The sequence below is a fragment of the Aliikangiella litoralis genome (genome assembly GCF_052495765.1).
Genome location: NZ_CP199292.1, coordinates 3,791,969 through 3,816,590, shown reverse-complemented (window position 1 = coordinate 3,816,590; position 24,622 = coordinate 3,791,969). Strand labels below are relative to the sequence as shown.

Sequence of the window (24,622 nt, the reverse complement as noted above, 5' to 3'; positions counted from 1 at the left end):
TGAAGCATATTAATTTTAAAAGACTTACGAAAGTTAGCTGTCTGATTTTATCGTTCTGCCGTGTTAAAAGCTAAAACTGTAGAGTGCGTCATGATGAACCTTTTACCTTGCGGGACATAAAAATAGTTTTGGCAATTTCAAAGCATGAAGAGCAACACGCCTTATTAAAACTTTTCCAATCAACTTTTATTTTTCTGAGATTTATTGAGTAATTTAATAAAAAACTTATGGTTTTTAGTTTTTTTTTACAATATGATGGTCCTACCTCTGGTTGGTTTTTAGTCGACAATTTTTAGTTTAAATAAGTTAAACATGGAGCTTATTGATAGTGGATGTCTATAAGAATAAATATTATGGAGTTTGGGTTTGAGTTCTTTGATTGAGATTGATTATCTCCAAGAACGCGATCCTTTTGCTGAGATAATTCAAGAGCATGTTGAAGAACTTGCATCTCTTTGGGAGCGTCGTGCTAAAGCAGTTAAATTACCCAATCACAATATTACCAATCTAAAAAAACTAGAAAGCCGTATGTTAAAGCATCTTGCTGCTCTGCGGTTAAATGTTGAAGACAGTTGGACTTTTAGCTGGGATGCGCTTGAGCGATATGATGGAGGGGGGGAAGTTTTTGTTGCTGCGATATTAGCATTTGAAGAAAATAATAATAGTCGAATAGAAAAAATCATTCAAATTGCATTTCAAAATAATAATGCACTTAAAGGGCTTATTTCCGTATTTGGTTGGCTACCTCAAAATATTATCCATCCATGGATCAAGACATGGTTATATAGTGATGATCTTAATGAAAAGTACTTGGCTATTGTTGCTTGTAGTGTCAGGCGAGAAAACCCTGGTAGTGAATTAGCAAGAATATTATCGGATAGAAAATACTATTCGCATCAATTGCTTTATGCTCGTTCACTAAGACTTGCTGGCGAGCTTAAACATCAAAATCTCAGTGAACAAGTGGCTCGAGTGGCCCAGTATGCACTTTCACAAAATTATCACTTAGTGAGTTTTTGGGGGTGCTGGACATCTATATTACTTGGAAATAAGAAAGCAGTTGATAACATGAAAAACTATGTTTTTTCCTTCAACCCCTATCAAACTCAAGCAATTGAAATCGTTTTTCGACGTTTACCTATTAATAAAGCTCGTACTTGGATTAGAGAGTTAGCTAAAATGCCAGCTCAGAAACGACAAGCTATTCGAGCTTGTGCTGTTTTGGGAGATCCACAGTCAATTCCCTGGTTAATTCAAAAAATGCAGCAGTTACCTCTGGCACGAATTGCCGGTGAGGCTTTTACATCTATTACTGGCATAGAACTCGATAGTCATCATCTGGCATTACCACAACCACCTGTCGGTTGGGCTGCGATAGAAGAGCAGATTGAAGACAGTGAAGATGATAATAATGAACTCGAATTGAGTTATTTAGAAGAAGACAGTTTTTTAGTTTGGCCAGATCCAGATAAAGTTGCTGAGTTTTGGAAACGCACGCAACATCTATATCAAGATAAGCAACCTTACTTACTAGGTAAAATAATAGCCCCCGAACATTTAAAATTAATACAGAACAGAGGTATGCAACGTTATCGACGTGCGGCTGCTTTAGCGCTTGCACTAAATAGCAATTGCAAGGTTTATATGAATACTTCAGCGAGAGTGTTAGCAGATAAAATTAGCAAATAAAAAAGTAATGGAGAACTGCAAATGGATAAAATGTTGATTGCCGCAACTAGCATGATAACACCAATCGGCAAAGGTTTAGAGCGTGTTTATTGCTCTGTTGAAGCAGGGATCAATCGCTATCAGGAGTCATCTGTTCTTGGCAGTGATGGTGAGCCTGTTCGCATGGCGCTAGTGCCGCATAATGCATTGAAAGATGCCATTGATTATGCATTATTAACAGGTGAGTTGAATGCGCGACAAAAACGATTATTGCGTTTAGCTACCGTTGCATTAATGGATATTAAATCTCAATTACCCGAAGAAAAAATACCTCTTTTTTTAGCTGGTCCCGAGCCTTACATGCAAAGCATGGGAGTGAATCAAACCTTGATTAATAATTTGAGTCGACAAGCTGGCGTTGAATTTGATCTGCCTTACAGCCGTGTAACCAATACAGGACGAGCGGGAGCCATTGAAATGATGGAAATAGCAATGCGTTACTTTGAAGTGAGCAATGCTGATTATGCGTTAGTGGGAGGCGTTGATAGTTATTATGATGTGTCTACATTAGATTATTTGGATAATAATAATCGACTTTTACTAACGAATAATAAAGAAGGGTTTGTTCCCGGAGAGGCAGCTAGTTTTGCTTTGTTAATTTCGCCTAATGCACCAGTCAATATTAAAGAGAAAGCAATGGCACAATTTATATCACCTGTTGTTGAATATGAAAAAGGTCATTTGTTAGGAAAAGAAACTTTTATGGGAGATGCTTTAACTTGTATTTTTCAACACATGAATAATCAAACCAAACAGTTAGTTAAACATATTTATAGCTCAGAGAATGGCGAAAGCTACTATGCTAACGAATTAGCTTTAGCAATAATCCGCAACAAAAGTGCTTTCACTAAAAATAAAAAAATTATTAGGCCAGCTGAATATCTAGGTGACATAGGCGCTGCTTTTGGTTGTGTTATGTTGGGGTTGGCAATTAAAAAAGCCCAAGAACAAAGTCATGATTGTCCCATTCTTGTATTTTGTTCATCTGATTCAGGTGCACGAGCTGGATTGTATTTAACGATTTATCAAAACACTAGACAAAAAACTCACGCGCATAAGCAAAAAAACACTCAATCAGTTATGGAAAATGCAGTATTAGCATAGCTAACAATAAAGGGATAATTATTTAATGGCTCGTACAGTATTTGCCAATAATAGAAATTTCAGCCATAAAGGTAGTGGCGATAAATCTGTTTGCTCTGCACCTGATGTTTGTAAAACACCAGTCGGTAGTGCAACTCCACCAATTCCATACCCGGTGATTAGCCAAGCTGCTGATGCCGATGGTTATACCACGTCAGTTTTTATTGATGGCAATCCCACTTCAATTGCCAGCTCAACGCATAGCAAATGTTCTGGTGACCAAGCTGGCAGTGCAAAAGGATTAATATCAGGAACCACAGGAGATAAAACAGAGTTTATTACTTACTCTTTTGATGTTAAGTGTGAAGGTGAAGGTGTTGTTCGGCATATGGATATGACGAAGATGAATAATGGAAATACACTAGGGATGGTTTATGGGACGGCTACCCCACCGGGTAAAATTGATGAGGAGCAGGAAGACAAAGACCTATTTGAACAAGGTTTAAAAAAGTTGATTGTTCGGATTGAAATGTCAGTTGAAAAGGGACGTGAGTGCAAAGATACTTTTATTTTGCGTGCAGCCGATGGAAGTTATGAGAGTACAAAAATAGTGAAGAGTGATTTAGTTAAAGGTGATAAATATATTGATCTTGTATATGAGGAAGTTGATGGAATGAAAAAGTACTCACTTGAGCATAAGGTTGAAGAAACTGGAGAGTCTTTTTTCTATTTTGAAGATGAATCATACGGTCGCCTTGCAGCTCTTTCTAAATCATCAAGAAATAACAAGGAGAGTTAAAAATGTCTACTTATAAAGTTTCAAAACATATTGGTGAAGAGGTTAATGATGAAAATACAACATGCGTATCGTTTAAGCCGTTAAAAATTAAGCTACATTTTTTATCTTATGGTCTGATTAGCAAGGATGCAAACACATATGGAAGTCCTGAATCCAAAGATGGAAGTTATAGTTTGTATGAATATAAAAATACTATAAAAAGTGATTGGGACTCTTTATATGAGAACTACTCCAAACCTGAAAATGAATTAAGTTTAAGTAACTTTTCCTTTTTTCCTACTGCTTTGAATAAAGGGTATTTATATATTATTGACCGAAGTTTGGACGATGAAGTCAGGCAGGAATTTTACGTGACTAGTAAAGCTAAACTAATAAAAATTGACTGGGCAGATAGTAGAAATCAGAGTGAAGACATTAAACAAGGTAATGGTAAATATAAAAATATTAGAGTTTACTATCCTGAAAAAAATGAAAACAAAATAGAAACACTAGAGTATTATGAAGCTGAAAATGGTGTGACAGTGTGGATTGCTTTTTCAAAAGTGCAATGGTCTGCAAAATACTACGAGAAAATGCATACAGACTTAGGGTTTAGAGAGTCGAGGATGGAAAAAACGACGATTAAGGCCAAGAAAGGTTCATGTTGTGAAAAAAATGAAAATTTAAATGTAAAATATATTGATGAACTCGCTATATTCAATTCATTTTATCCAAATGAGAAATTTATTGATTTATTATGCGACTATAGTAAAGAAAAGTGTAAATATGATGATTGGAGAGTTAAGTTAAAACCAATTGCTAACAATAGGGAAAATAATCATAATAACGTTTTAGGAGATCTGTTTTTTATTTTAGATGATCCTATTGGTTGTGCAGATAGAATTACTGATGAAATTAGTTATCAATGTGCATTTTTGATGGCTACGATTAAATCATTATCAACCGGTGAGCAACCACTCTCTGAGCATTCAGTTTCAAAAGAAAAAGAAAAGCAGTTGTCATCTTTGCATCAAACCGCTGTGTTAACTTATAAGTTTATATATTCTGACTTTGAAAATAGAAGACATCATTTTGGGGAAGGGATAGAAGGTTCGATAAAAGCCATTGAGAGTGCTGTGCTTGATGCTAAGAAGAATCCCTTTCTTGCAGGCCATCATTTAGCTGTAGGTTCTTTAGAGTTTCTCAAAAATTACAAATATAGGGATGGTGTGAATTTAGAGTTTCTAAAAAAAATTTTAGCTGTTGATGAAAGAGCATCTATAAAAGAAAGGATAAACTCATTAAGAAATGATTTGAGCTCGCTTTTGCAATCAGAGTATTATCAAAGATGCTATGAAGATTATCTAGACAATATTGCAAGCAATCAATTGAAGGGTAAATGTTTTTTTAGTGAGCATATTTATGCTCTATCAAGATATCCTAATGATTTTGATAGGATGCTGGAAGTTCCAGAAAGCTATAAGCCAGAAAAGGATGAGTGCTTACGTTTGCTAGCCAGTATGGAAGAGCATGGAAACATATTTAATACTAGTATGTCTGTTTTTAAACAGAATATTGACTGGGATGAGCTCACTGATAACGATGAGCGGTTGTTTTCTGCTCTTAATATAGAGCAGAAAGAACACGACTTTGCGGATTTTATGCAGAAATCCACTGTTAAACGATTATCTAAGTTTTTCAGAAAAAGTTTTGAAGCTGCTCTTTCATATATGCGAGTGAGTAAAACTATAAATATAGAGTCACTAAGCTGTATTAAATCTGGAACCAAATATCGATTAAAAGTAAAAAGGGTTGATATTAAATCTTTGTTTGAGGCTAGAAGTGGAAATACAATAAAGCCTGTTTATTTTAAAGGTAGCAAAAGTAAATTTACTGTTGTTAATAGAAAAGGTAATGTGAGTGGAAGAAAGAAATTTGATAACGGCGTTGCTTTTTTTGATAGTCCTTTAGATGATCTCGCTCCTTTTATAAAGGAACAATCACTAAAAGACATGAAAGAAGGTTCTAAAATAAGTAAAAACGATACTATGCTTAGTATTGTGCTAGAACAACGTTCTGGTAGTAAGGCAGAAAAGCTTTTAGCAGGACTGCTTAATAGTGGCGTATTTATGGGGTTTGAACTAGGTATGGAGGTGGCCTCTTTAACTGAATATATTAAAAAATCGAGTCAAAGATCCGGAGTTCATGCTGAAGATGAATTGAAATTTATTCTTGCTTCAATAAAGGTAACAAATGACTCTCTGCATCTAATTAAAAAGCTAGGAGCACCTGAAAAAATTTTATCAAAAAGGCTTTTAAGTAAATTTAGTGTTGCAGGCTCAATTGCAACAGCATCTGGTTTTATTATTGATTGTTTTAAGTATTATAATGCTTCTAATGTCGATGCCGCTGTATTATCTGGCATCGCAGCTGCAGCAGCTATTGGAGAAGTTCTTTTAACTATTTCAGGGACAATAACTAGTGGACCGTTTGTTATTCTAAACGCTATTATGATAGTTACTGGTTTACTCATTGCATATCTTCAGTTAACAGATTTTGAAAGTTACTTTACAACATTTCCTATTAGAAAAGAGCTGTTTTTTGTTAAAAAAACGTTTCCCTACAGTTGTGTTAATGATGCATATAATAATATGGAAATAATGGCTAAAAATAATCTAGATAATACATTTAGAGGAGCATATGTTGAGTTGAGTGACTTTTTAATGCCTGCTACTCTTCTCATAAAACCGATAATTAATAGTGATGATATTTATAGTCATCCAACATATCCAGGAGCAAGTGACTATATCGGTTATACTTCCACTTTTGAAGTGACTTTAGTAAGCTCATATTTGATAGGTGCTACTTTTCACCAAGAGGAAGCGTCAAAAGTTGAGTACTTTGAACATAAAATTAGTGGAAAGGAGAAACCTATTCTTCTTGGTGTTGGAGGCTCTCGGATGATAGAAATGAATGATTATTCGGTTTTATTTTCTAATGGCATTAAACTTGAAATGTATGGATATATATGCCGAGAAGGAGAAATGCCTGTTGAAATTAAGAGGCCATTTCAATTTGTTGAAAAAAAGGTTAGAGAAAAAAGTTACTGTAGGTTTATTGTAAACCCATATCTTTTTAGAGAGGATGAAAAAGTTTATATTGAAAACAAAGATAAGAATAGAAAAAATAAATTTGTTGTTTTAGCAAGAATTGTTTTTCCCGATAGTAATAATATGCAAACTATACCGTTAAGTTATAAGTCGAAAGGTTCAAATTCTGAAAGGCGATTTATTATAGCTGTCTCTGACTTTCTTAATAAAAAGGATGAACTTTTTTTTCAAAATATAAAGAAAGGTGTTCAATGGCCCCAAAAAAAGTATCAAAGTACTCCATGTGTTGGAGATGATTTTCCCAATAAATTTTTTAATAGTTAGCGAGCTATTAAATTAGGTGTTTCTCTAATAGGTATATTAACTTATATTCTGTTGAAAGAATAGTTAAACTACTAGTTATTGAAGCTTTTAGGACGATATAAGAAAAGCAGATGTATTCATCAATTAAACTTTATAACTATCAATTATGAAGGAGTGTTGCTTATTTTTTTGAATTCTTTCCTCAATAGGGTATTTAGTCAGCACCTCATGCTGAGTTGAATAAATATCCTTGAGTTTCATTGCTCTCGTCGCAATAATAAATATAGCTGTTCTTAAAGTGTTTTTTCTATTTGTTATTTTTTTAGCATCAATAACTTTCTAATTTCGGTCTCAAAATCTGTTAACTCTTTTTCGAGTTTTAAACCACGACGTCCATGAACATAATTGACATTTTTTGCATTGCTGGATTGTCTAAGGCTGATAAAAGTTGTCGGATTGTCGCTCCAGTATTTTTGCAAACAGATTTGTTGTTTACTTATATGATGGTTATAATTTTTGAAATTGATATTTACCTGCAAGCTTAGATAGTTTTGCAAAAACATCATTGCCAATTAAAAATTTAAAAAACTTCATGCGCAACATTCTTTTTCCTAACAAAAATAAATGTTCTATCAGAAAATTGCATTGAATTATAAATAGGGTATGTGCCATAATATTGACAAGGCGCTTATAACATGAAAGATGTTAGTAGCGTTATTATAATAACGCGAAAAAAATGGCAGAGACACCCTTTTTTTGGAATCGAAACACTGGATGCCTGCTGAATGATTTCTTTAGCGATTAATATTTTGATTAATAAATATTTGGTGATCTATAAGTGCAGAGTCAACCGCGTTACGATAGGATACATAAGTTTTTTTCTTCTCAATATCCAGAGAATCGCCCAACAAGTTACTTGAAGCACTTTTTTCTGCCCACCAAACTCGTTTATCTCTAGAGTTAAAGCGATTGGAATTAAGTAATATTTTCCCTTTAGAGTTAACCATCATCATATTCATTGCAACTGCAATTTTTTCTGATGAATTGTCATCCGAACCGAAAAGCCCCAGAACATCTGTTATACCAAGTTGGCCGGAATCATCTTCATCTTTTGCTAACAAATAGACTGATACAGCAATCACTGCATCTACATTTAAATCTCTTGCTAAATTTGCGAGATGCAATCTAGCACTTGATTTTTTATCTCTATTAATTATTTTTAGTGCTCTTTTGCCAGGGTATGATGAGGAACGATGGAAATCAATACCTTGAGTAATATTCGATTGCGTAGCTTTTAAATTGTTAATGGCATCGTCTCTTTGTTCTTTAGTTTGATAAAACTTTTTAAAGACTTTTGATTGTTTTTCTGAATATCTTTGCTTTTCAAATTTAATGGCTTCAGGCTCAGAATTGATTAATGACGATTGGACAACTGTTTCGGCAGGAATGAACTGCCAATTAAAACTTTTGCTAAAGTCTTGTTGAATTTTATCATAGGTGTACTTAGCTAGTTCTTTAGAAACAATAAATTCTTTTGTGGAACTAGTTTTTTCTTTCTTATCAGAAGACAATAAGTTAACTACATCTTTAAGTGATGCATACTGACCTATAGGTAGAGGCTTTCCGGTATTGATGTCGACAGGTTTTTTATTAATAAAAACGTTAACTATAGCTAGTTTTCTTGATTTATTAATTTCGTTTCTATCAATAATTAGAAGCTCTGGTTCTAATTTGTCAGGGTTCTTTCCCATAGATACTGTGCATGCTATTAACTGTGTTAATAGCATTATACTAACGGTAATTGGAATTAATTTAATGAAATTCATTACGCCCTCCTATTTGGCAAGTTAAATTTTAATTTATATGAAATATTGTTTTATATTGGTTTTGATATCAATTGTTAAATTGATATGCATTAGTGAATAATAATTTTATTTTTTTTGCAAATAAATTTTTATTTAATTAAAAAAATATCAATAATTTAGATATTGATAAGTTTGAAGTGATAATTTATTTTATAACAAAATAAAAAGTTGATCGTGCATTATCAATTCTGTTATTGTTTGTTTTCTATTGATGTAAGTCAGTGTATGGAATAAAAAAAATCAAGGAGAATATTTATGTCTAACCTCAAAGAAAAAATAGTCAGTTTGTCAGCAACCGTTATTTCCATTTTCTATTTAATATCATTAATTGGTTGCGCGTCTATGTCTGAAGCAGAGTGCCATACCGCAGACTGGTATCAATCTGGTTTTAGTGATGGAAAAGGAGGCAAAGATGAGCAAATTGATAAACATTATAGCGCTTGTAGTGAGTATAAAGTAAATGTCGATCAGAAGCAGTACAGAAAAGGATACCAGGATGGTTTACGCGAATACTGCACTCCACAAGGTGGATGGAGTCGAGGAGCTTCAGGTTGGGGGTATTCTAGTTTTTGTGCAAAAGATCTTGAGCCATTATTTATTAAGGCTTATGCTGCTGGTAAAGAATACAGTAAAACTCAAAAGCTTATTCATAATTTGGAAGAAGAAAAAGCAAGATTGGAAGAAAAGGTTGTTAGCAATGACTCAAAGTTAACTAAAGAAAATAAGCTTGGTTATATGAGAAAAATTGGCGATATAGAAGAAAAGATTGATTCACTTATTGATAAAGCCTCACAACAGAACCAAAACGCGAGAAACCAAGGGTGGCTATATTAATACAAATTGCTAATACTTGTTTGGCTACACCAACCCGGAGATTCAATTTCATATAAACTATATAGTAGAATTGAGGAAAGTATAGTGAAAGGATGTCTATTATCTGGATTAGTGTGGACTCAATCTAACAATTTTAATGCGAATCTCTAGACCTTGTCTGACATATTTGTTTAACAATATGTCAGACAAGGTCTAGTAAAATAAAAAAATTAGAAAAATATGATATTCGCCGTAAACTAAAAATCTTAAACAACGCGCTAGAAACGCAAAATGTGAGAAAACACGCTGTTATTGGAGAATTTCTCGCGATACTTTTTACAGGTGGAAGCACGATTATGTCAAAAAAGGAGAACAAGGTTTAATCAATTGCAAACCTTATCCAGAGAATCCTAATGTGTGAGTCGCGCCAATCATCGAAGAAGTCGCGCCAATCATCGAAGAAAAAATCCTCTATCTCCGTAAAAATTATGATTTAAAAGCTTTTATTTCTGATGTTTATAGTGTCCTCTGTCGCCACTGATTAAATAGACTTCTAAAGAACTTTCGAAAGTGACAAGTTAAGTCAATTAAGCGTTACGAAAAATAGGTGCTAGGCCATCATCTCCAAGTGGACGTGAAGTTTCTCAACTTCAAAGATAAGCTAGGTAGGAAAGCCTGCCGTTACCAACACACCTGCTCGCGACGCTACCTTTTCTGAATAATGCATCAGAACATTGTGCAAGCACCTCTTGCACAAAGCCCCTTAAAGTGTTAACTACAATTCAAACAGTTATTGTTGGATTTCGTACAAAATCCAACAAGTCCTAGCCTCGTTAAAACATTCTAGTCAACCAAGAAAGGTTAATTTCGCACTTTATTTTGTATTTCGCACATTACAATGTAATTTTGCAATTTAAATTGTTTTTAACAGGCGAAAACATGAATTTTCGCATCGATTTAGACAGGCTCCAGCAACTATGTCGCAAGATCAAGATAAAGTTACTATGGAATTAGGTGGTTCACAAGACTATGCTTTTTTGAGTCCGCTTGCTTCATGGAGCATTATGGTAGAATTTGTAGACGAAACCGGACTTTTGGTTGATGATAGAGAGTTGAGTCGTCGTCGTGATATACAATCTTTTAGTTTCCAATTTAAGGGAATCGCCCAATCTCGATACTTGGCAGATTAAATATAAATAGCCATATGCTATTCTATTTGAGTTTGTGCTTCTTTTTCGATTTTAGGCTTTTCTATATACTCATAGTACAGAAGTTGTGTGGTGTGCCCTTCAAGGAGTAAAGAAATTTAGTCCACAAACCGAACTGCAGCTTTTAGTAGGTTGATACTGCTAGTCAATATGAACATTCAACAGATCGTTGAATGACAATAATTTGCCAAATTGCTACTAAAACCTATTTGATCAGTAATTCTTGTTTTGAATTTTTCATTGCGCTTCCTCAGGAAGTGGCACAAACAGTTCGTTTAAATCTAGGTTAGGAATGGATTGAGCATTAGCACATATTCTTTCTATAGTTCTGAGTTGCCTAGCGTTGACTTCTTCGAGCCTATTAATTTCGGATTTAAGTCTGGCATTTTCACTGTAGAGATTTATGTCACTTATGGTAACTGCCTTTTTGAGTTTTGGTGACGCGCCCCTAAGCTCAACTTTTTTTAAAGCGTATTCATTTTTGACACCTTTGTATGTAGAAAGAGCCTGTCTAGTGATCTCTATCTCATATTCGGCGAAAATTCTAGAAACAAGTAACTCCCAAGTTAGCTTCGTTGTCCAACTCCTAATGAGCTTTTCTACTTTGCGCTGTTGCTGCATAGTTAATAATGCTTGTGCCATTGACTATTCCTCCATATTTACACCGAATTTTTCGAGTAAGTTATCCAGTTTGCTTGAAGCTCTTGGACTTTGATTTTTTAACTCATCAAGAACTACAATGAGAGCTTTTTTTGAGTCAGGTAAATTTAAAGCGACTCTTGAAACTTGCTTACTTTGCATATTTGTAACGCGAAACTCACTGTTGGCACTCACATAACGAATAGGTGAACCTTCAAGTATATCTTCGCATGTCATTAGTTCAATCAAATTTTTAAGGATATGAGTATTTCGATAGTGCAATATAAACCACTTCTGCATTCCATCGCTAGATGTAAATCTAGGTAGATTTTTTACTTCTTCGAGCCTACGTACTTGGATTTCAAGATCTTTCTCGAGGAAATCAATTGCTTCTATATCACGATTTACATGGCAAGACTCTGCGCATAAAGTACATTGGGATACAAAGTCATTCAGGTAAGTACAAGGGGAAACATTTAAATCCTGGGTACAAAAGCCAGTTGAAGTTAGAGTCGCAGACAGCTTCATTAGTGTTTGGTATTCTTCATGAGTTGCTACACGAACGGAACGAGAGTCCGCAGCATCTGGAAAAAGAATATCGCAGACATTTCCTCCTTTTTCGTCATCGCTAGAATGGGTATACACAAGTGTTTGTTCTTGGTCTTTACGCCCAGACCACATAGTAATAATTCTGTGTGGGATTTTACTTTTGTCCGCCGTGTTATTAAGCCAATGCCGGAATTGGTTAGGCTTAATTTTTATCTTAGGGTCAAAGCCAAATTCCTCAAAAATAGTTGTTCGTACACTAGTTCCTGATACATGCTCTGCAAAAAAATTCGCAGTCGTAGATACTGGTACTAATGCATAGTAGCTGGACATTGCAGGACCCAATGAAGACGTTTTACAGAATTGTTTTCCAGTAAAGCAAAATAATGCTTTGTCAAAGGTAATGTGATTGGTTCCGGTGTATGAAAAACTCTTTGGAAACGTAGATAGTTTGTCTTTAAGGTAGGAAATCCAACGTGACTGAAAATCGTAAACGGTAATCTCTTGACTGCCAAATATCTTTTCGATTGACTCTTTAGGCAAGTGTGTGCCTAATAAAGTTCGAGTGCGAACAGGGAGCAATTGAATTTTATCTAGTGGGGTTAAGTCGATTACGTTTTTCAAAAAGATATATTTGGAAGGGCTAAGTTGAATCTTTTTCGAATTATTAGTGTCTTCAGTTACAAAAATATCGCCTCTGCTGTCATCATAGAATCCTAATAGAAAGCCAAGCATTAGAATGTTGGTTGGCTTTTCATCATCGACTATTTCCATTAATTTCTTGTTTGCTTTGAAGCTTCCTAGTAAAAAACGTAGCGGTTTTTGTGGGGCGCTGTAAAATCGAGCTAGAACTCGTCCTGGTTCGCAAATAACATTGAAATATTTGATAGCTCTAGAAACATATTCATTAAGAATGCTGAGAATATGATTTCGATTATCTTGGTATCCCTTTGAACCAGGCCAGTCTAAGTAATAGACTGTAGCAGTGTCTCCTTTTGAAGTGTCTCGTTTCCAGTTCTTAAGAGTTTGCTTAGTTAATAAAGTCTGTTCAGCCGCTACTCGGTTTGGAGACGCCATTGCAAGCGCGGACATTGTGACTGTAAAAGCATGCTTTTTGACTGAGTAGTAGTCTATTTCTATACTGTTTATATCCTTGGGTATAACTTCATTGAAAATTGCGCCTAGTGCCATTAGAGCTCTTTCATCAGGTAAGTTTTTTTTAGCTCGTTGTTCAATATCTTCGCTGTAACTGGTGCGGCCTGTGTTTTTGTTTATTGGAATACTTACTGCTTCAGATATAAATTCTTTTTGTTGGCACCATAATAAGAACTGATTAATTTCTGCTTGAATTTTATCTTCTAAATTTTTTTTTAGACTAGCTATATCTACTGATGATATACCTGATATATCTTCTTTGAAATTGGATAAGAATAGTCTTGCTGCTCTATTTTTTGAGGATTTACTTGTTAAGGATAATGGGCGACAATTTATGTCAATAGAATAAGCCATGAGTAGTAGTTTTGATTCTGAATCTAGCTTCTGGCTATCTGAAAAATCCATTTTATGGGAAGGTTTCCTACAAGTTGTCGGATTTACGAACCAATATCTTGACTTAAGTCCATCCGAGTTAGTAAATACCCAACCATCATCTTCCCAGGAGGCCTCATTTCCGCGATGGTTTGTAATATTAATTAGGGGGATTTTCTTTAGCTTTTCGATATGTCTATGGCGTTTACTTTTATAATCGTTTAGCATTTCAGTCCCTTTTGTTGAACAATAAATTCATCACAAGCGTCAATAGTTGCTTTTATCCAAGAAATTTGAATCGAGAGTTTATCAAGAGCAGATTTTTCTTGACCTTTTTTTAAATTTGTTTCGTATTTCTGTTCAGCTTTGATAAGTTGTGCTTTATGTGTTTTGTTTGGTAGTGCAACAAAATTTATGCAGCCATAACAGCCTATTGGCTTTCCCAAAGTTGATTTACAACCAATGCATCCATTTGAGTTTTTGATAATACCTAGCTCGGATTCAAACTCATCTGTCACAATGTATTCTGGCATTTTTTTTAATTCTTTTATTGATAAAGAAAAAGCTTCTTTCAATAATGTGTTGCCAAGATATTTTTCATCGATCTGAGTACGCGCTTCATGTGTTAAGTCTATGTACCGTTTAACTGCGTCTACTGTTACTCCTGTTATTTTTGCTAGTTGTGTATCAGATTCGTGATTCAACACTCCTCTTGATATTACTGTATGTCTCACTCTATTGTTGCTGAGCCTTAATTCTTCCGCAGGGATCCTATCACTTCTAAAGCCTGATTTGGGTAGAGTGGTTTGCATAGATGCAATTAATGACTTGTAGTGAAATGCTTCACTTTTTTCTCCTACTGATTTGAATAATTCGATTTTGTTATTAAAATTTGTTTTGAACAAAGCTTCGTGAAAAAATATAGGGCAAAGCATTATAAATCTTGTAATTTCTTGTTGAGAGAGATGTATGCCAATATGTTCTAGCCGTATCTTGATTTTTCGTTGATATTCTTGTCTATAAATCAACACATATCTTGAGATTTCTTGATTGAGAAATTGTGGTGTCTTTTCTATGTCTTGCCGAAATGGTGCGCCGTTTTTAATATGACAGATTCGAATTTGCAAACTCTCTAATTCGGAGAAGTCGTACTCATATTCAAGACGGGGGTCGTTAAAAGACGAACCCACTGGAATTATATCGCACCATTTTAATGAGGCTAATTGTTCAGGCCTTCTAACTATCCCAATTAGCAGCAAGTTTGCGAGAGTTAGTCCAAAAGTCTTTAGTTTTCTAACGCCAAACCTGGATTCTCTTGAGAGGGAGAAACCTTTATTTATAAGTTCATTAATTCTTGAGTTTAGTGTGCGACAAATTGAATCATATTCAATGTCACTGTAACAACCTACTGTAGGGTCATACATCTTCGATTTAGAACCTATTTTGTTTGACTGAATAAAATCATAGATGGATTCAAGTCTTTTAAAGTTAAGCTTAGTTCCTATATAAAATACTCCGCTCAAATTTTTTTGGTTTGAATGCGATATGGTTGGCCAAACTAACTTTATTTGCTCTAAATCAATTACGTCAGGCAGGTGTTTGGCAACAGAATTGTATCTTTCTGCTGTAAAAGGAGAACAGTTTTTGGCACTTTCTCCTAGAATTGAAAGTAGCATAAAAAAAGTTTCATCGTCAAAGTTTCTACGGTGCATCCAGCTTACGTTAATTTTGTTGCCATTCCCTCTTGCATTTAGTAGCCAGATATCTTCTAGAATATTAAATTTGAAGCCATCTCTAGACTCGTATATTAGAGAGTCACCATATTTAAGGTTAAGTCGCATAGTGCGAGTTTTACTTTTATTTTTTAAGTTCCTTTCCGTCATTTTGTACCCCGCATATTGATGAGTTTGTTTTGTCGTTGCATACTTATTTCAAAGTTTTTTAGATTTAACTTGAAGTCGTTATAGATGCTCGCCATATTCGATTTCTCATTCCATCCCATCGCATACCTACGAATGTCTTCAATTGTTTCAGATGTATACCCCATTTTACTAGCCTGATCGTCAAATAGTTCATTCCATTTATACCGTATTTTGTGAGGAGTAATCTTGAAATTTAGCGTTTTCGACAGTTTGCTAAAAATTGCGTTGATTGAATTGAGTGCTAAGGGATAGCCTCGAGTGTCACGACTATCTTTTTCACTGATAAATACAAAATCATGCTTATTTGAGTTTGGGAATTCACTGCGTACTGTGTCGATATAGCTTTTGAGTTTCAACATGATAGTTGGGTGAATTGCTGCTGCATGCGCCTTCGTTTTTTGTCTCGGACGAAATTTTCTTGGGTCGGTCTTATCATCTGGATTTCGAGTTATCATAACTTTATTAAAATCAGAATAAAAATGGCAGTCGCTAATTTTTAGTTTGGCCAATGCTCCTCTGCGTATTCCCGAGCAAATAAAAATGGAAATAATCAGATAATTTCGAAGTTTAGAACCTTTAAAAGGGTTCTGAATAGAATTGGGTTTGATAATTTCAAGTAGTGTAAAAAAAGTATCTGATGGAATGACTGATTCGTCAGGATCATTACATTCTGAATTATAGTTTTTTAGCCTATCGCAATCTCTTTTTCCTTGACAGACAATATAGGCAAGCTTTTCTTTCATGTTGTTTTTAATGACTTTACCGCCGTGAAATACATCAAAAATACAAGTAAGGAAATGAATAAATCTTGTAATTCGTCTTTTTGTAGTTTCAGCGGAAACTTTGAACTCCGAAACGGCGGTAGCATGAATTGCATTAGATAGCGATTTTTCGCTAAGAAGTGTGAGTCTAGTTATTTTGTCGTGGGGGGATTTACCTTTGAGATACTTGGCAGATGCTGCGAAACCATTATATTCTGCACGGCTTAACAAATGGCCGCTACGAGCTCTTTCCACGAGGTTTATGTTCTTAGCAGAAAAGTAGTCCCAAACGAACTTCAATTCATTAACATAAGTTACTTTAGTATTAAATGCATAGCCTGGTAATGAACTGCAAATATAGGCTGAGACGTAGGGATCCACAGGAATGCGGTCTCTAGAGATAAGCGTTACGAAACTCAAATTATTATATTTGTACTGATGTACAATTGAATTCATACTAATAACCTTTAAAAAGTTAAATTTATCATTAAATTACTAAATGTAAATTGTAGTGTGTAAAAATGCTTATAAAACAGCGGGCTAGTGCGCAATAAACAAATTTAATTATTTACAAAAGCAATTATTACATATAATTCGCTGGTTTTATGATGGTTGAAAAGTTTGGTTATTCTGCTGCCGATGTCGCGGCTTTGTATATTATTAACCATCTATTTAATTGGTATTTTGCACCCAAGATAGGGCGTTGGATTGGAAAAGTAGGAGAAAGAAGAGCGTTAACAATAGAGTATTTAGGGTTAATTATAGTGTTTGTTGGTTATGGTTTAGTTGATAATGCCTATTTAGCTGCTGGTCTTTATGTGATTGATCATGTGTTTTTTGCAATGGCTATTGCGATAAAAACATTTTTTCAGAAAATAGCATATCCAGAAGATATTGCTTCTTCTTCAGGAGTGAGTTTTACCATTAATCATATTGCTGCGGTTGTTATTCCGGCTGCTTTTGGGTTGATTTGGTTAGTCAATCCTTCTTTAGTTTTTTACATTGGTGCGGTAATGGCATTTATTTCATTAGGGTTAGCACAACTGGTTGATAGTGAACTGCGTTTAAAAAATCTACATAAGTCACTTCGTGATAATGAATTAGCTCAGGCTAATTAAATAGCTGCTTTTATAATATTAAAATTTACTCAATTAAATATAGAGCGTGGGGATTGTAACCATCCATGCTCTAATTTTTATAAGAAGAGGTTATCGCTATTAATTAACTTGCTTTCTAGCCCACCATGCCGCGACGGCTGAGCCGATTAAGCAGTGACATAAACTAGAGACAGCGCTGGGTATCGCTGTGGCTGGGTTGCTAAAGTTATTTCGGGCTAAATAAGCGCCTAAGCCAGAATTTTGCATACCCACTTCAATCGATATTGCACGGGCATCTGCGGCAGAACCGGTTACAAAAAAGCCAGCCCAAAAAGCGATTGAAAAACCGAGAACATGCAAAGTGAACACTGCGGCAATCAAACTAAACGCTGAGGCGATAATTTGATCTCTGCCTGCGCCAATAATACTGGCGACGATCAATACAATAACAATGACTGCAATTAATGGTGATATTGCTTGTAGTCGAGAAGTTAGTTGGGGGGTATAACGACTAAGTATTAAACCTAGACTGATTGGTAATATAACGACTTTAACTGTTCCCCAAAATAAACCTAATGTATTGACTTCTACAGTTGAACCTGCCAACCAGGTTGTGAGTAGTGGAGTCATGATTACTGCTAAAAAGGTTGATACAGCTGTCATAGATACAGAAAGTGCGACATTGGCTTTAGCCAGGTAGCAAATAACATTTGAAGCTGTTCCTCCTGGACAACTGGCAACTAAAATTAAGCCAACCGATAGTGCTGGTGGCAAATTAAACAGCTGGGCAAGGCTCCAACCGAGAAATGGCATGATTGTATACTGAAGAGTAATTCCAACGAGAGACCCTTTTGGCGAGCGAACGATTGCTGTGAAGTCATCAAACTTCAATGTCAATCCCATCGACAGCATGATAATACCCAGTCCCCAAGTAATATAGCTGCCGCTAAACCAAGTAAACCAACTGGGTTCGTAAAGCGCAAGACCACTGGCTAGTAATGCCCATAAAGGAAAAGCTTGAATTAATTTTTGCATATTATTCTCGACTGGCTGCTTAGTAGCTGCTAATTATTGCTTTTTAGCAATGTGAGTGATTGTGTTCTGTTGAATAAAAGGAAGGATTTTACATGATTAATACTCGTATCGTCACTGTGATATGCACTATGTGTCTATGTCTATTGAGCTCGTTTGAAAAATATCTTTTCAGAGTAACTTGAAAAGTTAAGCAATGACTTAAAAAATTAAAGTGATTAAAATGCTCTGGTTGTCAAACGGTCAAATAGATTATGATTGATAAATAATTGGAGAAGTGAGTGGGGGGTGCAATGAAAAGATTAAGCGGTCAGTGTTTGTGCGGTAGAGTTAAGTTTTCATTAGAAGAAAACTTTTCTAACTTTTATTTGTGTCATTGTCATCAGTGTCAGAAAATTACGGGCTCTGCTTATGCTTCTAACCTATTTACCCAACCAGATAATATTAATTGGTTATGTGGAAAAGAATTTATTACACGTTATGATGATCCCGATAGATCTTTTACAAAAGCTTTCTGTACTCGATGTGGTTCAGGACTTCCTTTTCTTTCTCAGAGTGGAGCCAACCTTATTGTGCCAGCAGGGTGCCTAAATGAACCGCCAGAAATAATGCCTCAAAATAATATTTTTTGCGAAGAACAATCGGCTTGGTACAAAAAAGGTATAGAGGCTGAGCCTGTCAACGGGTTTCCAGAATAAGTTATTTTATTGAGCTTTACTCATATCTGCCGCGATTTCCTGATATCAGTATTGGTTTTCTGATATCGGCAATATCTGTTGATAAGAGCTAGTCATGTTGCAATGAGTTTTTTCGTTATAAATTCATTAGTTTAATCTTCTAAATAAAACATACCTGGTATCCAGCTTTTTTTGAAAGCTTTGGTTTGAGCCAGGTTTTCTTTATCTGGATCGATATATTTGAAGTTTTTAGTGCCAATAACAATCAGATCTTGGTCCGAGAGAGGCCACTCATCAATTTCATTATTATTGACAAAGGTATGGTTCGTGCTTTTTAAGTCTTGAATGAAGCAAATAAAAGCACCATCTTTTAACTCTTTACGAGTAATTTTTGCATGGCTCTGACTCACTGATGGGTCATCCAAAACGATATCATTCTGGATTGAACGGCCAATGGTTAGTCCTTGTTTGTTAATTTCATATTTGTTAAGAATGTTATCGTCCAATAATTGTAATAAAACGGCCATAGTTACCACTCAATAGATCGACTTCCAAAAAGTTGGTTTTGGAAGTCGTATTAAAAATAAAACTGTTGTTAGAGAATAGTATGCTAGTGAATATTCAGGCAAATTAGTAGCCCGAAAATAAAATATTTTGATATTTCTCCTGACAATTGATTATGAACAACCTACCTTTCTGATTTTAGTCTTTAATCGATGAAAAGAGATTAAGATATTTGCATATTTTAATACACTTCAAGTTCAGCTATTTGAAGTTTAATGCCCACAACTGTCATTTGAAGCTGGCTATAGCGTGGAACATTGTTGTAAAAATAACTAGAGCAACCTAATTGGTGCATGGCTGCGAGTATAATACCTATGGTGAAAAAGATTAAACAGACTCTTTCTTTTACTTTTTTCATTTTATAAACCAGAGTTATGCATGAGAGATTATAAATCTACTAAAGCAAACAATATGCCAAAAAAACCGATAAATATAACTTGTTGTAAAACAAAGAAAAAAGTTAGCTTTTTGGTGTTTTTTGAGAATTGTTAGTGTCCGTTTTGGGGAGTTTCGGACAGGTAAATGTCCGCAAATGGGATTAAGTTCGTTATAATGCGATTCAATAAACTAGTGAAAAAGAGAATTTGAATGAAAATTGAAAAAAACACTGTGGTTCAGTTTAGTTATAAATTATCGGATGATAAACAAACAATGTTAGAAGAGTCTGATAATAAAGTACCTATGGCTTACTTACATGGCCATAACAACTTGCTGTCAGGTTTAGAAAAAGCAATGGATGGTCGAAGTGCTGGAGAGCGCTTTTCTGTAACGTTAGCACCCGATGAAGCTTATGGAGAAATTAAGCCAGATGCGGAACAAAGAATACCCGTTAAGCATTTACAAGGTGCTAAAAAATGGAAAAAAGGCATGATTGGCGTAGTGCATACTGAGCAGGGACGTCGCCAAGTAACAGTCATAAAAGCAGGGAAATTTATGGTTACTGTCGATTTTAACCATCCATTTGCTGGTAAAACACTGACTTTTGATGTTGATATTGTTGATGTCAGAGAAGCGACTACAGAAGAAATAGCTCATGGTCATGCTCATGGAGTGGGCGGACACCATCATTAGTTTTTGTGTGAAACGCAGACTATTTAGCACCATAGTTAATATCTTACATGTAATTCAGCGAAGACCTAGTTACAATATTTTTTAGCTAATTTATGATTGATTATATCTGCCGGAGGCCAATTATCTGAAAGGATTCTTCCTCACTAACAAAGGGCGTTAGCCCTTTGTTAGTGTGTTCATCTGTTAATCAAGCTCTTGCCATATGTTTTGAATATAATGCTTGCATAATAAATCGACTTGGCCCCCTAGTTTCTTAAAAAAATGGTTATATATGCTCCAAAAAGCATACAAAATTACCAACGGTTATTACCGAATAGCTGTTAATTAGTAGCCGAAATCCTCTGACAAGCCCAAAATCCCATGCAATTGTCATTAATTGAATAGATATCGTGAACAAAAAAGTTGATTTTTCCCCAAATGCTCAACCTTTAAGTCCTGAATTGCTTGAGACTGTCAAAGGTTATGATAGTAAAGAGTTGTATTGGTTGAGTGGATATTGCTCTGGTTTAGCTGATGCTAGACAAGGTGGTCAGTTCACTAGCATTACTATTCCCAATGAAGTTGAGTCAACCGCTGTAGCGCTAAAAACTGTAGTTTTATATGCATCACAGACTGGTAATGCACAATCTATAGCTGAACAGCTTCATCAAAACCTTGTTCAAAAAGGATTGTCTGCCAATTTAAGTTCATTAGCTGACTTTAAAAACAACAAGTTAAAAGAGCAGCAAATTATTGTTATGGTCGCATCTACCCACGGGGAAGGTGAGCCACCTGATGATGCGATTGATTTTCATGAGTTTATTAGAGGTAAACGTGCGCCTAAGTTGGAAGGAGTACGTCATGCTGTGCTGAGTCTGGGCGATTCGAGTTATGAGTTTTTCTGCCAAACAGGTAAAGATTTTGATGAGGCTTTTGCAAAATTAGGATCGACGGTTTTAGTTGATAGAGTCGATTGTGATCTAGATTATGAAGAGCCTTCGGCTAATTGGATTACTCAAGTCGTTGAACAAATTGAAGGGTTATCTGCTGTTAGCCAATCAGCGACTAATGAAGTAACCAGTTCACCTGTTTCAAGTAGCCAACAATTTACAAAAGAAAATCCATTTGCAGCCACTATATTAGATAACCAAAAAATAACCGGTAAAGGCTCGGTAAAACATATTAATCATATCGAAATATCTTTAGAAGGTTCCGGTATTTACTATTTACCTGGTGATTCGTTAGGGGTTTGGGCAAAAAACAATCAATCTGTTGTTGCTGAAATACTTCAGTTAACCGAATTAAGTGGTGATGAAACCGTTTCTTTTAAACAATCGGAAAAAACACTTTTACAAGTATTAAGTGAAAATTTAGAAATTTCATTAATTAACAAAAACTTTATTTTAGAGTATGCCGAGTTAAGTGGGGCCGAAGCGTTAAAAGATATCGCAGCTAGTGAGTATGCAAAGTATATTGCAAATCATCAAATAGTTGATGTGATTAAATATTCACCAATGAAACTCGAAGCACAACAATTAGTTGATTTGTTAAAACCTATTAAGCCTCGTTTGTACTCGATTGCATCAAGCCTTGAAGCCAATCCAGAAGAAGTTCATTTAACTGTTGGTTTAGAAGCATCAGAAAATAGTAATGGTGTGCGTTATGGTACAGCAAGCAACTTTTTAATTAATGAGTTGCAAGCTGACGATGAAGTTTTAGTTTATGTTGAAGCAAATAAACATTTCAAACTACCTGAGAATGATAAGCCTGTCATTATGATTGGGCCTGGTACAGGAGTAGCACCTTTTAGAGCATTTTTACAACAGCGACAAGAAGAATCTGCAACTGGTGAAAACTGGTTGTATTTTGGCAACCCCAATTTTAATACGGATTTTTTATATCAGATTGAATTGCAGAGTTTACTAAAAGATAAAGTATTAACTGATTTAAGCGTGGCTTTTTCTCGAGATCAAGAAGAAAAAGTTTATGTACAAGATCGGTTGTTGGAAAATGCAGAATCGGTTTGGCAATGGATTAATGATAAGCAAGCCAGCATTTATGTGTGTGGTGATATGAACCGAATGGCAAAGGATGTTCATGCTGCTTTAGTCAAAATAATTAGCGAACAAAGTGGGCGAACTCAAGAAGATGCAGAAGCATTTTTGAGTCAACTAAGAAAAGATAAACGTTATCAAAGAGATGTATATTAATCATGGCTATTGAGCAGACAAAATATGATCCGAGCAAACATTCGGATGTTGAAAAAATTAAAGTAGAAAGCGATTATTTGCGTGGTACGATTACACCCAGTTTAAAAAATCCTATTACAGGTTCTGTTGCTGATGATGATTTAATGTTGATTAAATTTCATGGTATTTATCAACAAGATGATCGTGATTTACGAAATGAGCGACGTAAGCAAAAATTAGAACCTTTGTATTCCTTTATGATTAGGGCTAGAGTTCCTGGCGGCGTAGCATCATCTGAACAGTATATTCAAATGGCTGATTTAGCGACTACCTATTCAAGTGGTAGCTTGCGTTTGACTACCCGACAAGCATTTCAGTGGCATGGTGTTTTTAAAAGAAATTTAAAAACCACAATTGCAGGTATTAATAAGTCAATGCTAGATACTATCGCTGCTTGTGGTGATGTTAATCGAAATGTAATGAGTAACCCTTTACCTGAAACTTCAAAAATACATGCTGAAGTTTTTGAGTGGTCTAAAAAAATCAGTGAGCATTTATTACCTAAAACTAAAGCTTATCATGAGATTTGGTTAGATGGAGAAAAGGTTGAGTCAACTCAGGAGCCTATTTATGGGCAGACTTATTTACCTCGTAAATTCAAAACTGCATTAGCGATACCGCCTTTTAATGACGTTGATATCTTTGCTAATGATTTAGGATTTATCGCTATTGAAGAAAAGGGGAAGCTAGTTGGTTTTAATGTGACCGCTGGTGGTGGCATGGGGAGTAGTCATGGTGATGATTCAACTTACCCTAGAATTGCAGATGTTCTTGGTTTTTGTACTTTAGACCAAGTGCTAGAGGTTGCCGAAAATGTTGTTAAAGTGCAACGTGATTTTGGTAATCGTGAAGTGCGTAAATTAGCTCGATTAAAATATACGATTGATCGGCTTGGTATTGATGGTTTTAAAAGTCAATTACATGAATATTTAGGTTTTGAACTCGCGCCAGCTAAGTCTTATGATTTTGTTCATAATGGTGATCGATATGGTTGGATGCAAGATGAAAATGGTAATTGGCACTTAACACTATATATTCATAGCGGGCGTATTGTTGATACTGAAGAAAAAAAGCTTTTTACCGGACTTGTTGAAATCGCTAAAATTCACGATGGCGAGTTTCGAATTTCACCGAACCAAAATTTAATCATTAGTAATATAAAACCCAAAATCAAAGCAAAAGTTGAGAAGCTATTATCAACTTATCAAATTAGTATTGGCGAAACAGAAACGCCAACTCGGTTAAATTCGCTAGCTTGTGTTGCTTTTCCTACTTGTTCTTTGGCAATGGCTGAAGCAGAGCGTTACTTACCTGATTTTATCAATCGGTTAGATGAGTTGATGGCAAAGTATTCATTACAAGAGCAGCCTATTAATGTCCGTATGACTGGTTGTCCTAATGGTTGTGCCAGACCATTTTTAGGTGAAATCGGTATGGTTGGTAAAGCGCCCGGTAAATACAATTTATATTTAGGTGCTAGCCACATTGGTAATCGCCTCAATAAATTATACAAAGAAAATATTAACGAGAAGCAAATTCTTGAGGCTTTGGAACCACTACTTAAAGATTATTCTGAAAGTCGTCATGAGAACGAGCATTTTGGCGACTTTGTCATTCGAGCTAATTATATTAAAGCCGTTAATAATGGGCTCGACTTTCACGCTTAGGAG

Annotated in this window: 21 protein-coding genes; 12 read left to right on the top strand and 9 right to left on the bottom strand. The window is 35.2% G+C overall.

Annotation, left to right across the window (positions count from 1 at the left end):
• The first annotated feature begins 366 nt into the window (after positions 1–366).
• The 4 genes from ACT5E3_RS15760 to ACT5E3_RS15745 are packed head-to-tail and all read left to right on the top strand — an operon-like array spanning position 367 to position 7,023.
• The gene (locus tag ACT5E3_RS15760; RefSeq protein ID WP_444994500.1) at positions 367–1,689 is read left to right on the top strand and encodes a TIGR02270 family protein; all 1,323 of its coding nucleotides are present in this window, start codon (positions 367–369) and stop codon (positions 1,687–1,689) included.
• Between the two features lie 21 nt (positions 1,690–1,710).
• Positions 1,711–2,832, top strand: a complete 1,122-nt coding sequence (locus ACT5E3_RS15755) for a hypothetical protein (protein ID WP_444994499.1) — start codon at positions 1,711–1,713, stop codon at positions 2,830–2,832.
• 25 nt (positions 2,833–2,857) lie between these two features.
• The gene (locus ACT5E3_RS15750; RefSeq protein ID WP_444994498.1) at positions 2,858–3,610 is read left to right on the top strand and encodes a DUF4150 domain-containing protein; all 753 of its coding nucleotides are present in this window, start codon (positions 2,858–2,860) and stop codon (positions 3,608–3,610) included.
• Positions 3,611–3,612: 2 nt separating this feature from the next.
• Complete coding sequence (locus ACT5E3_RS15745; RefSeq protein WP_444994497.1) at positions 3,613–7,023, top strand: toxin VasX; 3,411 nt, start codon at positions 3,613–3,615, stop codon at positions 7,021–7,023.
• Positions 7,024–7,316: 293 nt separating this feature from the next.
• Here ACT5E3_RS15745 and ACT5E3_RS15740 read toward each other — a convergent pair whose 3' ends face one another.
• Together ACT5E3_RS15740 and ACT5E3_RS15735 are read right to left on the bottom strand one after the other, a co-directional pair.
• Complete coding sequence (locus ACT5E3_RS15740) at positions 7,317–7,481, bottom strand: hypothetical protein (protein ID WP_444994496.1); 165 nt, start codon at positions 7,479–7,481, stop codon at positions 7,317–7,319.
• Between the two features lie 315 nt (positions 7,482–7,796).
• Positions 7,797–8,828, bottom strand: coding sequence for a hypothetical protein (locus ACT5E3_RS15735; protein WP_444994495.1), 1,032 nt, complete (start codon positions 8,826–8,828; stop codon positions 7,797–7,799).
• Between the two features lie 294 nt (positions 8,829–9,122).
• Between ACT5E3_RS15735 and ACT5E3_RS15730 the strand changes: the two genes are divergently transcribed.
• The 3 genes from ACT5E3_RS15730 to ACT5E3_RS15720 all read left to right on the top strand — a co-directional run bounded on the left by ACT5E3_RS15730 (position 9,123) and on the right by ACT5E3_RS15720 (position 10,870).
• Positions 9,123–9,701 carry a DUF2799 domain-containing protein gene (locus ACT5E3_RS15730; protein ID WP_444994494.1) on the top strand — a complete coding sequence of 193 codons (579 nt, stop codon included), beginning with the start codon at positions 9,123–9,125 and terminating at the stop codon, positions 9,699–9,701.
• A gap of 298 nt (positions 9,702–9,999) precedes the next feature.
• Positions 10,000–10,101 (top strand): helix-turn-helix domain-containing protein, encoded by a 102-nt coding sequence (locus tag ACT5E3_RS15725; protein WP_444998611.1) that lies wholly within the window; start codon positions 10,000–10,002, stop codon positions 10,099–10,101.
• A gap of 556 nt (positions 10,102–10,657) precedes the next feature.
• Positions 10,658–10,870: a hypothetical protein gene (locus tag ACT5E3_RS15720; RefSeq protein ID WP_444994493.1), complete on the top strand. Its 213-nt coding sequence runs from the start codon at positions 10,658–10,660 to the stop codon at positions 10,868–10,870.
• 255 nt (positions 10,871–11,125) lie between these two features.
• On the opposite strand, the gene ACT5E3_RS15715 is transcribed toward ACT5E3_RS15720, so the two are convergent.
• Genes ACT5E3_RS15715 through ACT5E3_RS15700 form a run of 4 tightly spaced genes read right to left on the bottom strand, consistent with a single transcriptional unit; the run spans position 11,126 to position 16,739 of the window.
• Positions 11,126–11,530, bottom strand: coding sequence for a hypothetical protein (locus tag ACT5E3_RS15715; RefSeq protein ID WP_444994492.1), 405 nt, complete (start codon positions 11,528–11,530; stop codon positions 11,126–11,128).
• A 3-nt stretch (positions 11,531–11,533) separates the two neighbouring features.
• The gene (locus ACT5E3_RS15710; RefSeq protein WP_444994491.1) at positions 11,534–13,828 is read right to left on the bottom strand and encodes a hypothetical protein; all 2,295 of its coding nucleotides are present in this window, start codon (positions 13,826–13,828) and stop codon (positions 11,534–11,536) included.
• Positions 13,822–15,483, bottom strand: coding sequence for a hypothetical protein (locus ACT5E3_RS15705; RefSeq protein WP_444994490.1), 1,662 nt, complete (start codon positions 15,481–15,483; stop codon positions 13,822–13,824). Before ACT5E3_RS15705 ends, ACT5E3_RS15710 begins: the two co-directional genes overlap by 7 nt.
• Entirely contained in the window at positions 15,480–16,739 is a 1,260-nt protein-coding gene (locus ACT5E3_RS15700) for a site-specific integrase (protein WP_444994489.1), read from the bottom strand. The genes ACT5E3_RS15705 and ACT5E3_RS15700 overlap by 4 nt, the downstream gene beginning before the upstream one ends.
• Before the next feature lie 149 nt (positions 16,740–16,888).
• Between ACT5E3_RS15700 and ACT5E3_RS15695 the strand changes: the two genes are divergently transcribed.
• Positions 16,889–17,401, top strand: coding sequence for an MFS transporter (locus ACT5E3_RS15695; RefSeq protein ID WP_444994488.1), 513 nt, complete (start codon positions 16,889–16,891; stop codon positions 17,399–17,401).
• A 99-nt stretch (positions 17,402–17,500) separates the two neighbouring features.
• Here ACT5E3_RS15695 and ACT5E3_RS15690 read toward each other — a convergent pair whose 3' ends face one another.
• The gene (locus ACT5E3_RS15690) at positions 17,501–18,415 is read right to left on the bottom strand and encodes a bile acid:sodium symporter family protein (RefSeq protein ID WP_444994487.1); all 915 of its coding nucleotides are present in this window, start codon (positions 18,413–18,415) and stop codon (positions 17,501–17,503) included.
• A 290-nt stretch (positions 18,416–18,705) separates the two neighbouring features.
• On the opposite strand from ACT5E3_RS15690, the gene ACT5E3_RS15685 reads away from it, so the two are divergent.
• The gene (locus tag ACT5E3_RS15685; RefSeq protein ID WP_444994486.1) at positions 18,706–19,110 is read left to right on the top strand and encodes a GFA family protein; all 405 of its coding nucleotides are present in this window, start codon (positions 18,706–18,708) and stop codon (positions 19,108–19,110) included.
• A gap of 131 nt (positions 19,111–19,241) precedes the next feature.
• On the opposite strand, the gene ACT5E3_RS15680 is transcribed toward ACT5E3_RS15685, so the two are convergent.
• Positions 19,242–19,616 (bottom strand): FHA domain-containing protein, encoded by a 375-nt coding sequence (locus tag ACT5E3_RS15680; RefSeq protein ID WP_444994485.1) that lies wholly within the window; start codon positions 19,614–19,616, stop codon positions 19,242–19,244.
• A 218-nt stretch (positions 19,617–19,834) separates the two neighbouring features.
• Positions 19,835–20,011: a hypothetical protein gene (locus tag ACT5E3_RS15675; RefSeq protein WP_444994484.1), complete on the bottom strand. Its 177-nt coding sequence runs from the start codon at positions 20,009–20,011 to the stop codon at positions 19,835–19,837.
• 230 nt (positions 20,012–20,241) lie between these two features.
• Between ACT5E3_RS15675 and ACT5E3_RS15670 the strand changes: the two genes are divergently transcribed.
• From ACT5E3_RS15670 to cysI, 3 genes are all read left to right on the top strand, one after another.
• Entirely contained in the window at positions 20,242–20,724 is a 483-nt protein-coding gene (locus ACT5E3_RS15670) for an FKBP-type peptidyl-prolyl cis-trans isomerase (RefSeq protein ID WP_444994483.1), read from the top strand.
• Positions 20,725–21,113: 389 nt separating this feature from the next.
• Positions 21,114–22,913, top strand: coding sequence for an assimilatory sulfite reductase (NADPH) flavoprotein subunit (locus tag ACT5E3_RS15665; RefSeq protein WP_444994482.1), 1,800 nt, complete (start codon positions 21,114–21,116; stop codon positions 22,911–22,913).
• 2 nt (positions 22,914–22,915) lie between these two features.
• A complete protein-coding gene (gene cysI, locus ACT5E3_RS15660) occupies positions 22,916–24,619 on the top strand; it encodes an assimilatory sulfite reductase (NADPH) hemoprotein subunit (protein WP_444994481.1) in 1,704 nt (567 codons plus the stop codon).
• Positions 24,620–24,622 lie beyond the last annotated feature (3 nt).